The sequence below is a fragment of the Brevibacterium metallidurans genome (genome assembly GCF_037101285.1).
Taxonomy (GTDB): Bacteria; Actinomycetota; Actinomycetes; order Actinomycetales; family Brevibacteriaceae; genus Brevibacterium; species Brevibacterium metallidurans.
The window spans coordinates 1-15,933 of sequence record NZ_BAAAAF010000007.1; the positions used below are offsets into that span (position 1 = coordinate 1).

The window sequence follows — 15,933 nt, forward strand, 5'->3', positions numbered from 1 at the left end:
GAACGGTCGCCTCGAGCACCTGCGTGGCCTGGCCCTCGGCTTCCGCAACCTCACCAACTACATCGCCCGCGCACTCCTCGAAGCCGGCGGATTCAGACCACACCTACACCCCGAATTGTGAAGAGCCAGTTTTCTTATGCCAACTTCTCTAACCTCAACTACGACACTTTACTTCTCGCGGCACTCATGGCGGAGAAGGAAGAAAATGAGCTGAGATTCGTTGACCTGTTCGACGGTCGCGAAGAACACAGGCTCACAGTGCCTCTAGGGTTCGAAGATTGCCTTGGTCATCCGCTCCGTGGAGACAAAGATCACTTCTTCGAAAGGACTAAGGTTCGTTTGGCGCACCTGCACGGCTCGGCGACGTACTGGCAGTCGGATAGCACCAGTTGTGTGAAACTATCTCGTGAGGTCATCAAAGATCCGGCTATGTGGAGAAGTCTGAGAATGCACGAGCACGAGTACAGACCTTGCGTTGTTCTAACGAACAGTCGATTGAAACGTGCGGCTATCGAGCAGCAGCCATTCGATCTTGCCTACACCAAGTTTGCGGAAGCTGTGCACCGTTCTTCGCGGTGGCTTGTGATTGGTTACTCGTTCCGAGATGAGCCTGTCAATGACGTACTGAGGTCGGAACTGCATCGACGTCGTAAGGATGATGACCTACCCCAGGTTCTCGTTGTGTCGCATGGTAAAAGGCCGACTCGACCGTCAATCGAGCTGGCGCTTGGCTGGACCGAGACGGATGCGCATAGCGAGAGCAATCGATTTGCTGCCTCATCGGACACGTGGTTGAAAATAGACCGTGACGGTGCATTCGGCCTGCAGAACAGGGAAGTATGGGCTGAGTTCGTTGACTCAGATCCCGAGTGGCCTGAAAGCTCGGAGTGGTAAGAGATCAGTTGACACGTCGAACAGTTGGGTGCGTCCGTTCGTCATACCTCAAGGTGTTCGCCTCGGCCGCCTCGGCGCGGATCGTGCGGCGCAGGATCTTGCCCGAACTCGTCTTCGGCAGCTCATCGATGAACGTCACCCGGTGGGGTGCCTTGAACGAGGCGAGCCGTTCGCGGCAGAAGGCGATGATCTCCTCGGCACTCGCCTCGGCGCCCGGCTGCAGGGTGACGAACGCGGCGACATCCTCCCCGCGATACTCGTCGGGGACACCGACGACGGCTGCCTCCTGCACCGCGGGATGCGTGTAGAGGACGTCCTCGACCTCACGCGGCCACACCTTGTAGCCCGAGGCGTTGATCATGTCCTTCTTCCGATCGACGATGAACAGCCACCCGTCCTCGCGCATGTAGCCGACGTCCCCGGTCCGCAGTTCGCCACCAGGCAGCGATTCGGCCGTCGCCGCTGGATTGTTGATGTACTCCGAGGCGACCTCGGGTCCCGAGATCGCCACCTCACCGATCTCCCCGGGACCCACCGGCTCGCCGAAGTCATCGAGGATGCGGATCATCGTATCCGGCTGCGGCAGCCCACAGGAGAGATTCCCGCTGTCAGGATCGACCGGCGCCTCGAGCCCAGCCGGGACGGCCGCGGCCTGACCGACCGTCTCCGTGAGACCGTACCCCTGCCCGATCGGCACCCCGAACCGTTCCTCGAACTTCGTCACCAGACCTTCGGGCAGAGGCGCCCCACCCGACATGAGCCGTTTGAACGACGAGAAGTGGTCGGGCGTGACCGCCGGATGGGCGAGCATCGCAGTGAACGCGGTTGCCGGTCCTGCCATGTATGTCGGCCGCTCGTTGACAAGCAGATCGAGGAACGAATGCGGATCGAACCGATAGTTGGGGATCAGCCGCGCGCCGCCGGAGACTCCGGCGATGAACAGGCAGATGAACCCGGTGATGTGGAAGATCGGCGCCAAGGTGAGGTAGCCGTCCCCAGGCTCGAACAGCGGATTGCGGACGTTGTAACGGGAATTGCTCGACACCGAGGCATGCGACCCGGACGCGCCCTTCGACCGTCCCGAGGTACCCGAGGTGTAGACGACGATCGCCTCGTCCTCCGGCACGGGATCGAGTGGTGTGAAATCGGTGTCGAGGCGCTCGGTGACGATCGCCTCGAAGTCGGGACCGCCGAGGAAGTCCGGGGATCCCGGATCCGCGTTCACCCCGGGTGCACCGGGCAGTCCATCGAACATCGAGAAGATCGAAGCAGGACCGTTGACCTGGTAGCCGCGGTCATCGGCGAGGATGATCGTGCGAATCGACTCCGCGTACGGTTTCACCCGATCGAGGTAGGCGGCCTTCGACACGACGAGGGCCGCGATCTCAGCGTCGGCGAAGACGTGCTCGAGTTCTCCGCGGTACATCGGGTTGAGGGGAACGACGACTCCGCCGGCCTTCCAGATGCCGTAGACGGCGACCATGAACGCCGGGGTGTTCTGATCATAGATGCCGACGCGGTCGCCCCGGCCGATTCCCTGCTCGAACAGGTACGCGGCGAATGCCGTCGACTGCCGGTCGAAGTCCGACCAGGTCGGTTCGAATCCGTAGTAGCTCACGGCGACCTCGTCACCGCGAGCGGCCACAGTCGCGGCGAGATCCCGCAACGGTGTCGATATCTCCAAAGTGTGGGGTATCGGGGCGATGTCGCCCCACGTCTGCAGCCAGGGGCGGGTGTCGAACCATGAGCTCATCGGGTCACTTCCTCACGTGCCGTCGGCAGGAGCGCGGAGGATCCTCGACACCCCGCGCTCCCATGCGCGGTGATGGCGGATGACGTCAGCGCTGACCTCTCAAGTGAACATTCGTTCAGTGCTTCTCACCCTATTCACTCGCGGCGGGGGAGTCAACGGTTTCTGTGGCGCTGGGCGATGTCGCGGCCGATGAGCTCCTTCATCACCTCGTTGGCACCACCGAAGATCGCCTGGATCCGGTTGTCCTTGAACGCCCGGGCGATCGGGTATTCGAGCATGTAGCCGTAGCCGCCGAAGAGCTGCAGGCAGCGGTTGACGACTTCGATCTCGAGATCGGAGCCCAGATATTTCGCCTTCGCCGCATCGACGGCGGTGAGCTCACCGGCGTTGAGGGCGAGTGCGCACCGATCGATATATGCCTCGAGCGCATCGACGCGGGTCTCGAGTTCGGCGAGTTCGAACCGCGTGTTCTGGAAGTCGCCGATCGTCTGCCCGAAGGCGGGGCGGGAGAAGACGTACTCGCTCGTCCATTCGAGTGCCGCCCGGGCGGAGGCGAGGGTTCCCGAACCGATGAGCAGGCGCTCGGTGGGGAGGTTGACCATGAGATGGATGAACCCCTGATCGAGTTCGCCGAGGAGGGCATCGGCGGGCACCCGGACGTCGGTGAAGGAGAGCTCCGCGGTGTCCTGGGCCTCCATGCCGAGCTTCTTGAGCAGGCGGCCGCGGGCGAAGCCGGGGGTGTCGGTGTCGACGATGAACAGCGACGTGCCGCGTGCGGCTTTGACCTCGGGGTTCGTGCGGGCGACGACGATGACGAAGTCGCTGTGATAGCCGTTGGTGATGAAGGTCTTCGCCCCGTTGATCACCCAGTCCTCGCCGTCGCGCACCGCCTTGGTCGTGATCCCCTGGAGGTCGGAGCCGGCCCCCGGCTCGGTCATCGCGATCGCACCGATCATCGTGCCCGACGCCAGTCCCGTGAGGTACTTCTCCTTCTGTGCCTGCGTGCCGAAGGCCTTGAGGTAGCCGGGGACGATCCCGTCGGACACGCCCCACCCGGCGGTCACTCCGCCGACGCCTCGGCGGGCGATCTCCTCCGAGCGGACCATCTCGAAACGGTAGTCGTCGACTCCACCGCCCCCGAATTCCTCGGGGATGGCCAGCCCGATGACGCCGGCCTCAGCGGCCTTGACCCACATGCTCCGATCGACGAGGTGGTTGTCCTCCCACTCCTCGACGTGCGGGACGACCTCCCGGTCGAGGAACGCGGCGACTGTGCCGCGGAACGCTTCGTGATCGTCGTCGTACAGGTCCCTCTTCATGGCCGCCCTTCATCGGTGCCGGAAAGCGTCCGCCTCCGGCTCCGATGCCGCGACGGACGACGATCACTGATCGTTCGTTCAGTCTGGCACCGGGGCCGGAGGCGGTCAAGCAGGGCCGCGCTGCGAGCTCAGCCGACGAACTCCTGGCGGATTGTGCCGATGCCCTCGATCGTCGAGACGAGCACCTGTCCCGGCTGGATGAGCTTCGGGGGTTCGCGGGTGAAGCCGACGCCAGACGGTGTGCCCGAGTAGATGACGTCACCGGGGGAGAGGGTGAGGATCTCCGAGAGCTTCTCAACAAGCGAGGGTACGTCGAAGAGCATCTGGCTCGTTCGACCGGACTGGACGACCTCGTCATCGAGCGTGCACGTGATCTCGAGATCGTCGCGGTTCGGCAGCTCATCGGGCGTGACGAGCCACGGACCCTGCGGGGAGTAGCCGGGGTAGGACTTTCCGAGGCCGAACTGCGGCGCCGGGCCCTCGAGCTGGATCTTCCGCTCAGAGATGTCCTGACCCACGGTGACACCGGCGACGTAGTCCCAGCCGGTGCCCGCGGCGATGTTGTGGGCGGTGCGCCCGATGACGATGACGAGCTCGGCCTCCCAGTCGTTGTCACCGCCGGGGACGAGGGTGACCGTCGTGTACGGACCCGAGAGCGAGGACTGGAACTTCGGGAACACCGGAGGCAGCTTGTCGGGGGTGTCGAAGCCGCTTTCGGTGACGTGCTCGGCGTAGTTGAGTCCTACGCCCATCGACTGCAGGGGGCGGGGTGAGACGGCGCCGAGCTGCGCGGGGTCGATGGTCACGGTGTCCCCGGAGGCGTTCGGCGCCCAGGTCAGGAAGTCGTCCCATTGGTCGTAGACGTCCTGGATCTCCGGGCCGAAACGGCCCTCACTGGCGGTGGCGACATCGATGCCCTCGGTCTCCGAGGTGAGGATGACGGCGCGGGAGTTGTGGTTGGCAAGCTTCATGGTGTCCCTTTCGGTGGGTGAGGAATGTCAGCAGTGCGGGTGCGTCAGCGGGGCGCGTTGGCGACGCCGTGGTCGAGGATGCCGGGAGGAACCTGGCCGTCCCATTGGTTGATCCAGTAGAGGTCGTCGGGATCCCAGTGCCTGGCCGGACGCTCCTTGTCGCGGATCGTCTCCATGTCGCAGTAGTACTCGATGACCGTCCCGTTGGGTTCGACGTAGTAGACCGCGACGTTGTCCCCGGCCCCGTGGCGCACCGGTCCCCACGCCAGGCGTGCACCGCGACGGGCCAGACGATCGCCGAGGCGGACCAGATCGAAGACGTTCCCGGCCTGCCAGGCATGGTGATGGATGCCGGTCTTGTTCGACCGGAAGATCGCGATCCCGTGATGGTCGTTGTTGCAGCGCATGAAGAAGTTGTCGTTGCCGATCTGATCGGAGACGGCGAAACCGAAGACATCGCGGAGGAAGGCGCTCTGGGCGATCGGGTCGGCGACCTGGATGTTCGTGTGCCCGAGCCGGTCCGGTGCGGCTGAACCGCGCTTGAGCATGCTGTAGTCGAGCTTCTCGGTGTAGATCTGCCACGTGAAGCCCTCGGGGCCGACGAACGCGAACCCCTTCTCGATGTGGTCCTCGATCGGATTCTCCGAGATCACCTGATAGCCGCCGCGATCGACCTTCGCGCGGATCGCCGCCAGCTCCTCGTCGTTCTCCACGACGAGTCCCGTGTGATCGAGGGCGTCCTTGTCCGACTGCGTGTAGACGATCTCATGGTGCTTGTTCTGCGCCGTGAGGAACGCCTTCTTCCCGCTCGACTCGGACTCGACGAGCCCGAAGACGTCGATGGCGTTCGTCATCGAAGCCCCGAGGTCGCGCGTGAGCAACGAGACGTATCCGATCTCCGAGACAGATCCTTGTGCGGTCATGGTCCACTCCCCTTCGAGCTAATCAATCATAATGATTATGCTCAATACGATAGCAGTGAATCTCCGACAATCAAGAGGCCCGGCCGAACTTCCTCCGACGCCCTCGACACCGGGCTCGAGGATCACGGATCCTTACGCGCCCGCATCTGCCTGCGGTGCTTGAGCGGGGTGATCCCGAACCGGGCGGCATAGCTGCGGGAGAGCTTTGCCTGCGAGCGGAACCCGCTCTCGACGGCCACCTCGGCGATCGAAGCACCGGCGCGGTCGGGATCGGCGAGGATCGACCGCGCCGTCTCCAGCCTCGCGGCCGCCACGGCCTGCGGCAGACTGTGCCCCGCCTCGGCGAGGATCCGGGAGAGATGACGTTCGGACACTCCCGTGAGCCGGGCGATCCGGCCGGCGCTGAGATCGGGCTCGCGATGGTGGACGGTGATCGCTGCGAGGACGTCGTCGACGATGTCGACGGATCCGCTGAGCCCGGAGAGCATCGTCCCGAGCAGATCGAGGAGGCGATCGTGAAGACCGGACCCGGCGCGCAGGCCGCGCCCGATGAGTCCATCGGCCACCTCGGCGAAGTCATGCCCCGAGGCCCGGGCCGCCGCACTGCGGTCGAGGTAGAGCACCGTCGGACGCCTCCACGTCGGCGAACCGGTGAGCTCCTCGACGGTGGTGCGCGGCAGGCGCACGACGATCTCGTCGACTCCGCCGATGAGATCGCGGGCGAAGGCCGTGTCCCCGCTGCACACGACACCGCGACCGGGACCGAGATCGAACCCCCCGCTGCGATGGACGAAGGTGCTCAACCCCGCCAAGGGCACGTAGACGAGAGCCCCCGACACGGGGTGGGCGGCGATGTCGGAGGCCTCCCGCCGCACCGAATGCTCGCTGCCCGTCACCCGGGCGATGCGCAAATCGGCAAGGTCGAGCGTCGAGGTCTCGGCCCGGAACCGGGCCCCACCCGCATGCGCGGTGCGCAGACCCACGAGCGTCGAAGCATGGTAGTCCTCCCACCCGGAGACGCGACGATGCGAGGGCACGGAGCCCGTGGCGAACCGTGCGAGCGCACGAGGCTCGCCGGCTGCGGTCGCTGTGTCACCGGGGACGGACATGCCCCCATGCTAGACGCGATGTTGTGACCCGGCTCTCAAGTTTTTGTCGATTTCGGCCACGATCGCCTCGGCGGGGTGACTCAGCACCCTCCGCCTGCCACGCTCGAGCTCAATCGTCATGGTCCACCGCAGCATCACGACAAGGAGAGCCACCATGGTCACCTTCAACGACGGCGTCGCAGAGACGACGACCCCGGACGGGGACACCGTCGACACCGACGTCCTCATCGTCGGCTCGGGCCCGGCGGGCGCCTCGGCGGCGCTCTTCCTCTCCACCCTCGGCGTACCCAACATCATGATCACGAAGTACCGGTGGACGGCGAACACCCCGCGCGCCCACATCACCAACCAGCGGACGATGGAGATCTTCCGCGACGTCGGCATCGAGGATCAGGTCCTCGCCGAGGCGACCCCGCACGAGATGATCGGCGACACCGTCTTCTGCACCTCGATCGCCGGGGAGGAGATCGGACGGATCCTCACGTGGGGCAACCATCCCGCCAGGCACGCCGACTACGAGCTCGCCTCGCCCTCGCTCAACTGCGACATCCCGCAGACCTACCTCGAACCGATCCTCGTGAGGAACGCGACGATGCGCGGAACCCAGACCCGCTTCTCGACCGAATACCTCTCCCACGTCCAGCACCCCGACCATGTCGACGTCACCGTCCTCGACCGGCTCACCGGTCGCACCCAGGTCATCCGCGCGAAGTACCTCATCGGCGCCGACGGGGCGCGGTCGAAGGTCGCTGACGACATCGACCTGCCGATGGTGGGTCAGATGGACATCGCCGGCTCGATGAACATCACGTTCACCACCGACCTCGAGAAGCTCGTCGGACACCGGCCCTCGGTCCTCTACTGGGTCATCCAGCCGGGGTCGAACATCGGCGGGATCGGCGCGGGCCTCGTGCGCATGGTCAGGCCGTGGAACGAATGGCTCATCGTCTGGGGCTTCGACATCGACCAGGGAGTGCCCGAGGTCACCGAGGCGGACGCGCTGCAGATCGTGCGCAACCTCATCGGCGACCCCGACCTCGAGGCGGAGATCACCGGGATCTCCCTGTGGGGCAACAACGAACAGTTCGCCACCCGCCTGCAGTCGGGCCGGGTCTTCTGCGCCGGCGACGCCGTGCACAAGCACCCGCCGTCGAACGGACTCGGCTCGAACACCTCGATCCAGGACTCCTACAACCTCGCGTGGAAGCTCGCCGCCGTCCTCAACGGCACCGCGGGGGAGGAGCTGCTCGAGACCTACACCGCCGAACGTGCCCCCGTCGCCCGGCAGATCGTCACCCGCGCCAACCAGTCCGGCCGCGAGTTCGGCGAACTCTTCGCAGCCCTCGGCCTCGAACCGGGACAGACCGAGGAGGAGATGACCGCAGCGATCGCCGCCCGCAAGGACGCGACCCCCGCCGGAGCCGAACGCCGCCGACGGGTCAAGGCGGCAATGGAGCTGAAGAACTACGAGTTCAACGCCCACGGCGTCGAACTCGGTCAGCGCTACGCCTCCTCGGCGGTCATCGACGACGGCCGGGAGCCGACGCCGAACCCCCGCGATCCCGAGCTCTACTACGAAGCGTGCACCGATCCCGGGGTGCGCCTGCCGCATGCCTGGGTGGGCAACTGGATCGAGAAGTCCTCGACCCACGACCTCGCACCGTATTCGCGCTTCACCCTCATCACCGGCACCACCGGGGCGGCCTGGGAGGACGCCGCGCGGACGGTCAGCGACCGCCTCGGAATCGACGTCGCCACCGTCGTCATCGGCCCCGACCGCGACATCACCGACCTCTACTTCGACTGGGACCGGGTGCGCGGCATCGCCGAGGACGGGGCGATCCTCGTCCGCCCCGACACACACATCGCGTGGCGGGTGGAGTCCCTGCCGAGCGATCCCGCAGGCGACCTCGAAACGGCCCTGAAAGCAGTCCTCTCCCGGGAGAGGCGCGCGCCTGTGCCCGCCGGGGTGCCGGCCGGTGCACAGCCCGGTGATGCTGCCGGCACCCAGGCCGCTGCGGCGACACAGCCGACGTTCGACCCCATCATCGAGAAGCAGGAGGCACCCGCATGACCCTCGACTTCACCCATCAGACGCTTCGCCAGCGCGTCGTCTTCGCCCCCGGCCAAGCGGCCGCCCGCGTCGGCGACGAGGTCCGACGACTCGGCGCCGACCGCGTCATGGTCATCGTCTCCGGATCCGCCGCGGAGAAGGTCACCGACTTCACCGAGCACTTCCCGGTGGCGCTGTGGCATCGGGAGGTCGTCATGCACGTCCCCGCCGAGGTGGCCGACCGTGCCGTAGCCGCAGCGGAGGTCGGCGACATCGACCTCATCGTCAGCGTCGGCGGCGGATCGGCCACGGGACTCGCGAAGGCCGTGGCGCTCGAGACCCGGATCCCCATCATCGCCGTGCCCACGACCTTCGCCGGATCCGAGGCGACGAACGTGTGGGGCCGGACCGAGAACGCCCGCAAACGCACGGGCACCGACGACGCGGTGCTGCCGACGACCGTCGTCTACGATGCGCAGCTGCTCACCGACCTACCCCACGACCTCGCCGTGTCCTCCGGGCTCAACGCGCTCGCCCACTGCATCGACTCGATGTGGGCGCCGCGCGCCGACCCGATCAACGCCGCGCTCGCCCTCGAGGGCATCCGGGCGCTCAACCGCGGCCTGCCGCAGCTGGGACCCGGCGACGACGGACTCAGCGGCCTCGAGGACACGCTCTACGGCGCGTACCTCGCGGCGGTCGCGTTCGCCTCGGCGGGGTCGGGGATGCACCACAAGATCGCCCACGTCCTCGGGGGCACCTTCGGCCTGCCGCACGCCCAGACCCACGCGATCCTGCTGCCCCACATCCTCGCCTTCAACGCCCCCGGAGTGCCGGAGGCGGAGGCGCGCATGGCCGAGGCCTTCGACGCCGAGACGGCCGTCGAGGGCCTGCGCCGCCTGCGGGAGGCCGTCGGTGCGCCGAGCGCGCTCTCCGAGATCGGCTTCTCACCCGGCGACATCCCCGAAGCCGTCGACCTGTCTCTGTCCGCGATCCCCGAATCCAACCCGCAATCGGTGACGAGGGAGAACCTCACCGCCCTGCTCACCGCCGCCACGAATGGAGTGCAGCCATGACGAACACCACCGACACCACCGCCTCGGCGACCGCAGGCAAGGCGACCGGCCTCACCCCCGACGAGGTCGAATCGCAGCTCACCGATACGGTCATCGCCTCCTTTGCCGGCACCTCCGATGCCCGGCTCAAGGAGCTCCTGACCTCGCTTGTCACCCACCTCCACGGCTTCATCAGGGATGTGCGCCTGACCGAGGAGGAATGGAACCAGGCGATCAACTTCCTCACCGCGGTCGGGCACATCACCGATGACCGAAGGCAGGAGTTCATCCTCCTCTCCGACGTCCTCGGCGCCTCGATGCAGACGATCAACGTGAGCAACACTCCGTACAAGGACGCCACCGAGGCGACGGTATTCGGCCCCTTCTTCGTCGACGATGCACCGCAGATCGACAACGGCGGCGACATCGCCGGCGGGGGAGTGGGACAGCCCGCATGGGTCGAAGGAGTCGTCCGCGACACCGACGGCAACCCGGTCCCCGGTGCCCGCATCGAGGTGTGGGAGGCCGACGAGGAGGGTCTCTACGACGTCCAGCACGACGACGACCGCGTCTACGGCCGCGCCTTCCTCTTCTCCGAGGACGACGGCTCGTTCCGGTTCTGGGGACTCACCCCCACCCCGTACCCGATCCCCGACGACGGCCCGGTCGGTGCCCTGCTCGAGGCCACCAGCCGCTCGCCGATGCGTGCGAGCCACCTCCACTTCATGGTCACCGCCCCCGGGCTGCGCACCCTCGTCACGCACATCTTCGTCACCGGTGATGAGCTGCTGGCCACCGACTCCGTGTTCGGGGTCAAGGAGTCCCTGGTCAAGGACTTCGAACAGCAGCCGGCCGGCACTCCGACCCCCGACGGTCGCGACCTCGGCGATGCGACGTGGTCCCGGGCCCGCTTCGACATCGTCCTCGCCCCCGAAGGGGTGTGAGGCGCAGGGCTCACGGGGCGCGGGCGCGCCTCGCGGGCCGCGCCTTGCAGGCCGGGCCCGGCCGGCGCTGGGAGGCTCAGTCGCCGCCCGGGCGTCCGGCCGACTCGTCGATCCAGATCCACCCGGCGGGCAGCGGCGCCCAGGCGGCGACCTCGCGCCCGTCCTTCGAGGAGTCGGCGAGGACGACGACGCGGCGCGCGCGTTCGGCGATGAGCTCCTTCGTCCGCGCCTCCTCGAGCGTGGGTTCGCCGAGCCCGATGTCCGGGTCGACGGCATCGGCACCGAGGAACGCAACGTCGACGTGGATGCGGGACAGGGCGTGATCGCTCAGCGCACCGGTCGTCCCGTGGGACATCGTCGAGACCTCCCCGCCGACCATGACCACGCGCGGCCCCTGCGGGTGGGCGAGGGTGAGGGCGATCTCGAGGCCGCGGGTGATGACCGTGAGATCGCTGCGATCGCGGATGCGCTCGGCCAGACGCACCGTCGTCGACCCGGCGTCGAGGAAGATGGTGCGCACACTCTGATCGATGAGGTGGGCCGCGGCCGCGGCGATCGTGTCCTTGGCCTCCGCGTTGAGCTCCATCCGCTGCCCCAACGGGGGTTCGACGTAGCCGGCCGCGGTCGCCCCGCCGATCGTGCGGATGACCTCACCCGCCTCGGCCATCTCGCGCAGGTCCCGGCGGATCGTCGACTCCGAGGTGCCGAGTTCGGCGGCCAGCCGCGGGATCGTCCACGACCCCGACTTGAGCAGGGACCCGATCGACTCGCGTCTCCTCTGCGTACCGGTGCGGATCGCCATCGGCTGCCCCTCCTCAGTTCCTCGTGCTCCTACCTCGGCAGATACTCCGCCCGGATTCCGTCGACGAAAGGAGCGTAGCCGATGGCCGCGGTGTAGGCCGAGCGCATCGTGCCCGCATCGGCGAGTCCCTTCCCTGCGATGTCGAAGGCCGTGCCGTGATCGACCGAGGTGCGCAGGATCGGCAGACCCACGGTCACGGAGATCGTTCCGTCGAAGTCGAAGGTCTTCGAGGCGATGTGGCCCTGATCGTGGTACTGGGAGAGGATGCCGTCGAAGCGGCCGGTCAGGCCCTGGTGGAACACGGAGTCCGCGGGGATGGGACCGGCGACATCGAAACCGCTGCCAGCATTGACGGCCTCGACAGCAGGGCGGAGGATCTCGATCTCCTCATCCCCGAACGCCCCGTTCTCCCCGCCGTGCGGGTTGAGGGCGGCCACGGCGAGTCTGGGCTCGGCCACCCCGTAGAGCTGGAGGGCGCGGTGGGCGCGTTCGATCGAATCGACCTGGGTCTCGACCGTGAGCGCGTCGATCGCCTTCCTCAGCGACATGTGCCGGGTGGCGAAGAAGATCTGGAGTTTGTGTCCGGGCGTCTTCGTGTTCTCGACGACGAACATCGTGTCCTGCTTCGTCACCCCGGTGAGCTCCCCGAGCATCTCGGTGTGCCCGAGATGGACCGATCCGGACTCCCAGACGGCTTCCTTGTTGATCGGTCCGGTGACGATGCCGGCGATCCGCTGGTCCATCGCCGCCGTGGTCGCGACTTCGATCGCCGTCACCGCAGCCTTCCCCGCTCGGGCGTCGACGGTGCCCCACTCGGGCAGGTTCTCGCCGAGGACGCCGATGTCGAAGACGTCGATGACGCCTTCCCCCGCCGAGGCGGTCGACCAATCGGTCACCGACCGCAGCTCGACGTCGAGGCCGATGACCTCGACGGCGCGCCTCATCACGGCGAGGTCGGCGACGGCGATGCCGTGCTGGTCGTCGCGACCGGCGAACTCGGCGAGCACCTGTGCGGTGATCTCGGGGCCGATGCCGACGGGGTCTCCGACGGTGACGGCGAGGACGGGTGCGCTCATGAGCTTCTCCTTCGTTGCTGGGCTGGGCCGAATCCGGTCAGTCTGGCGGGTGGCAGGTCGAGTGGACGGGGGTGGTCGGCGATCGGGCTCATCCCTGGCCGACCCGGGAGACGGCTCTGAGATAGTCGAGGCACTGCGTCGCGGTGTCGGAATCGCCGATGAGCCCGCCCTTCGTCACGATCGGCAGACCGTTGCAGCGTCCCCCGACGAGGCGGCCGCCGACGGCGAGCGGGATGATCTCCTTGGCGATCTCCATGCCCACCGCCCCGACGCTGCGCATGACGGCGGCGGTGACGTCGCCGCCGGTCGTGTAGAGGCCGGTGACCGCGGGTGAGGAGAGCAGGATGCCGGCGATCGCGGCCAGCCGCCGCGTCGTCTCCTCCGACTGCGCATCGGTGAGCTCGCGCACGTCCGAGCCCTCGACCACCGTGGCGATGATGATCGCCTTCGCCGAGGTGATCCCGTCGACCCGGGCGAGAGTGGCCTCGACGTCGGGCAGGCCGTCCTCGTCGAGGGCGGTGCCGACGAGTGCGACGAGGGGATCCTCGGCCAGCGTCGCCAGCTGCTCTCGGGTCACCTCGGTGGCCGAACCGGAGATCCCGAGGATGACGCCGTCGGGTCGCGTCGGCAGCAGCGGCAGAGCCAGGGCGAGGCTGCCGGGACCCGGATCGATCGTCACCCAGTCGATGAGCTCACCCTGGCGCAGATTCGCGTGCAGCCGGACGTTCTCCCCGGGCGCGTCACCGGGGGTGGCCGCGATCTCGCGGGTCACCGAGGCGACGACGGAGCCGACGAGGTCGATGTGCTCCGTGGTCAGGGCGTCGACGATGAGGACATCGGCGCCCGACGCGATGCCGGTGACCACCTCGGCGCGAATGGCGAGTCGTCCCGCAAGGACCTGGGAGAGGTCGATGCGGTGGGTCTCGAGGTCGGTGCCGTCCGCAAGGATCTCCGCCACCTGAGAGGTGCGCATGGGCGAGCGGACGTCCCGGGCGAGTTCTGTGTGCTCGAGGAGCCTGCCGTCGAGGAGTTGGAGGCCCTGGACGGTGGTGCGCCCGGCCTGGGGGAAGGCCGGGACGCAGAGACCGATGACCCGTTTGGGCGCTCCGCCGGACTCCGCGGCGATGCGGCGTCGGGCGCTCAGGGCCGCCTCGGCGGTGACACCGACGTTGCCGCGCAGGGTCGTGTCGATGCGGCACGCGAGGAGGTCGACGTCCCCGGCGATCCGGACGAGGGCCGCGGTGAGTTCGGCGGCCTTGACCGGGGGCAGATGTCGGGAATCGGCGTTGAGGACGACGGCGTCGTAGTCATCGAGGAGGACGTCGAGGTCGACCGTCTCCTGTGCGCTCGTGCCGGTGACGGTGATGGTGCGCAGGCCCGCCTCGGCGAAGAGGGCACCGCACGCGTTGCCGCCGGTGAGGTCGTCGGCGACGATGAGGATCCGGGAGTGCTCCGGCTCGGCGGAGGCGGTGGACTCGGTGCTCATACGACCAAGTCGAGCACGAAGAGGAGGGGAATGGAACCGAGCCACACGGCGGTGGTGATGCCCGACCAGCCCTTGATCGCCTGGATGCCGTCGAGGCCGGCGAAGCGGGTGACGACCCAGAAGTACGAGTCGTTGAAGTAGGAGAAGACCATCGATCCGGCCGTGCACGCCATGACCGCGACGAGCGGGCTGAGCCCCAGCGGGGCGATGAGCGGGGCGGTGACGGAAGCGGCGGTGATCATCGCGACCGTGCCCGACCCCTGGGCGAGGCGGACGAGGGAGGCGATGATGAACGGCACGAGCAGTGCGGGCAGGCTGATCGAGGCGATCGCCTCGGCCAGTGCGTCGCCGACACCGGATTCGCGCAGGACCATGCCGAAACTGCCGCCGGCCCCGGTGATGAGGAGGATGAGACCCGCCGAGGCGGCGGCGTCGGCGAGCCAGCTCTGGACCTGCGTGCGCGGGGTGAGCCGGGGCAGGAGGGTGTAGACGGCGAGGACGAGGCCGATGATGAGGGCGACGACGGGGTTGCCGATGAACGCGAGCGGGGCGACCCAGCTCGAGGGTTCGTAGTCATCGCCGGAGAGCACGCCCTGAGCGTTGCGGTCGATGGCCGTGGATACGGTGTTCGCGACGATGAGGAGGAGCGGGATGATGAGCGGGAGGAAGCCGAGGAACGCTCCCGGCTGCTTCGTGCCGGCATCCCTCACCGAGGTCGTCGCCTCCACCGTCACGGTCTCCGTGGTGCCGTCGGGTTCGGTGATCGTCTCGACCGCGCTCGTCGAGGAGGTCGGGGCACCGGCGGCGACGGTCGAGTAGACGTCGTGCCGGACCTTGGCATTGAGGAAGGGTTCGAGCTTCGGGCCGATCCAGCGGGCGTAGATGACGACGACGGGCAGGAGGAGGACCGTGAAGACGAGACCGGTGAGGATGACCGAGCCGATGTCGGCGCCGAGGATGCCGGTCGCAGCGAGCGGGCCGGGCGTGGGCGGAACCATGTGGTGGGTCAGCGTCATCCCCGCGCCGAGCGCCAGCGCCAGGGTGATGTAGCCGCCGCGCTTGACGCGGGCGATCGACCGGGCGAGCGGGTTCATGATGACGTACCCGGAGTCGCAGAAGACCGGGATCGACACGAGCGATCCGACCGAACCCATCGCCCACGGTTCCCGGCCCTTGCCGAAGGTGCGGAGGAAGGCCCGGGCCAGGGAGTCGGCGGCGCCGGAGACCTCGAGGATCTTGCCGATGCCGACGCCGAGGCCGATGACGATGCCGATGCTCGCCAGCGTGTTCCCGAAGCCGGTGGTCACGGCGTCGATGAGGGAGAGCAGGTCCTGACCGGCGACGACGCCGGTGACGATCGCGGCGATGAGCAGGGCGATGAAGGCGTCGAGGCGGGTGAAGAGAACGATGACGACGATCGTCGCGATCCCGGCGACGAGAGCCAGGATGAGCTGCAGGTCCATGGTGTCCTCCACGATGAGGCTGACCGGTCGGTCCGGTCAGTGAGGTGCTGTCTTCCGGCTCGGCGTCGATGCCGACCGGAAAGTT

General features: G+C 67.5%; 13 protein-coding genes. 4 read left to right on the top strand and 9 right to left on the bottom strand.

The window, feature by feature from the left end; all coding sequences use genetic code 11:
- Positions 1 to 117 precede the first annotated feature (117 nt).
- Positions 118 to 894, top strand: coding sequence for an SIR2 family protein (locus tag AACX88_RS10190; RefSeq protein ID WP_339392900.1), 777 nt, complete (start codon positions 118 to 120; stop codon positions 892 to 894).
- Between the two features lie 4 nt (positions 895 to 898).
- On the opposite strand, the gene AACX88_RS10195 is transcribed toward AACX88_RS10190, so the two are convergent.
- From AACX88_RS10195 to AACX88_RS10215, 5 genes are all read right to left on the bottom strand, one after another.
- Positions 899 to 2,647, bottom strand: coding sequence for a class I adenylate-forming enzyme family protein (locus tag AACX88_RS10195; RefSeq protein ID WP_339392901.1), 1,749 nt, complete (start codon positions 2,645 to 2,647; stop codon positions 899 to 901).
- A gap of 152 nt (positions 2,648 to 2,799) precedes the next feature.
- Positions 2,800 to 3,966 carry an acyl-CoA dehydrogenase family protein gene (locus tag AACX88_RS10200; protein WP_339392902.1) on the bottom strand — a complete coding sequence of 389 codons (1,167 nt, stop codon included), beginning with the start codon at positions 3,964 to 3,966 and terminating at the stop codon, positions 2,800 to 2,802.
- Between the two features lie 128 nt (positions 3,967 to 4,094).
- The gene (locus tag AACX88_RS10205; protein WP_339392903.1) at positions 4,095 to 4,937 is read right to left on the bottom strand and encodes a fumarylacetoacetate hydrolase family protein; all 843 of its coding nucleotides are present in this window, start codon (positions 4,935 to 4,937) and stop codon (positions 4,095 to 4,097) included.
- 44 nt (positions 4,938 to 4,981) lie between these two features.
- The gene (locus AACX88_RS10210; protein ID WP_339392904.1) at positions 4,982 to 5,860 is read right to left on the bottom strand and encodes a VOC family protein; all 879 of its coding nucleotides are present in this window, start codon (positions 5,858 to 5,860) and stop codon (positions 4,982 to 4,984) included.
- Between the two features lie 122 nt (positions 5,861 to 5,982).
- Positions 5,983 to 6,969, bottom strand: a complete 987-nt coding sequence (locus tag AACX88_RS10215; RefSeq protein WP_339392905.1) for a helix-turn-helix transcriptional regulator — start codon at positions 6,967 to 6,969, stop codon at positions 5,983 to 5,985.
- 154 nt (positions 6,970 to 7,123) lie between these two features.
- Here AACX88_RS10215 and AACX88_RS10220 point away from each other — a divergent pair, with 154 nt between their 5' ends.
- From AACX88_RS10220 to AACX88_RS10230, 3 genes are read left to right on the top strand one after another with little or no spacing between them, the layout of a single operon-like run.
- Positions 7,124 to 9,043 (top strand): FAD-dependent oxidoreductase, encoded by a 1,920-nt coding sequence (locus AACX88_RS10220; protein WP_339392906.1) that lies wholly within the window; start codon positions 7,124 to 7,126, stop codon positions 9,041 to 9,043.
- Positions 9,040 to 10,098: a maleylacetate reductase gene (locus AACX88_RS10225; RefSeq protein WP_339392907.1), complete on the top strand. Its 1,059-nt coding sequence runs from the start codon at positions 9,040 to 9,042 to the stop codon at positions 10,096 to 10,098. Before AACX88_RS10220 ends, AACX88_RS10225 begins: the two co-directional genes overlap by 4 nt.
- Positions 10,095 to 11,021 (top strand): dioxygenase family protein, encoded by a 927-nt coding sequence (locus AACX88_RS10230; protein WP_339392908.1) that lies wholly within the window; start codon positions 10,095 to 10,097, stop codon positions 11,019 to 11,021. Before AACX88_RS10225 ends, AACX88_RS10230 begins: the two co-directional genes overlap by 4 nt.
- 76 nt (positions 11,022 to 11,097) lie before the next feature.
- On the opposite strand, the gene AACX88_RS10235 is transcribed toward AACX88_RS10230, so the two are convergent.
- The 4 genes from AACX88_RS10235 to AACX88_RS10250 form a co-directional block, all read right to left on the bottom strand.
- Positions 11,098 to 11,823: a DeoR/GlpR family DNA-binding transcription regulator gene (locus AACX88_RS10235; protein WP_339392909.1), complete on the bottom strand. Its 726-nt coding sequence runs from the start codon at positions 11,821 to 11,823 to the stop codon at positions 11,098 to 11,100.
- Positions 11,824 to 11,852: 29 nt separating this feature from the next.
- Complete coding sequence (gene pdxA / locus AACX88_RS10240; RefSeq protein ID WP_339392910.1) at positions 11,853 to 12,899, bottom strand: 4-hydroxythreonine-4-phosphate dehydrogenase PdxA; 1,047 nt, start codon at positions 12,897 to 12,899, stop codon at positions 11,853 to 11,855.
- Positions 12,900 to 12,987: 88 nt separating this feature from the next.
- A complete protein-coding gene (locus tag AACX88_RS10245) occupies positions 12,988 to 14,385 on the bottom strand; it encodes a four-carbon acid sugar kinase family protein (protein WP_339392911.1) in 1,398 nt (465 codons plus the stop codon).
- Positions 14,382 to 15,848, bottom strand: coding sequence for a GntP family permease (locus AACX88_RS10250; RefSeq protein ID WP_339392912.1), 1,467 nt, complete (start codon positions 15,846 to 15,848; stop codon positions 14,382 to 14,384). Before AACX88_RS10250 ends, AACX88_RS10245 begins: the two co-directional genes overlap by 4 nt.
- Positions 15,849 to 15,933: the final 85 nt, after the last annotated feature.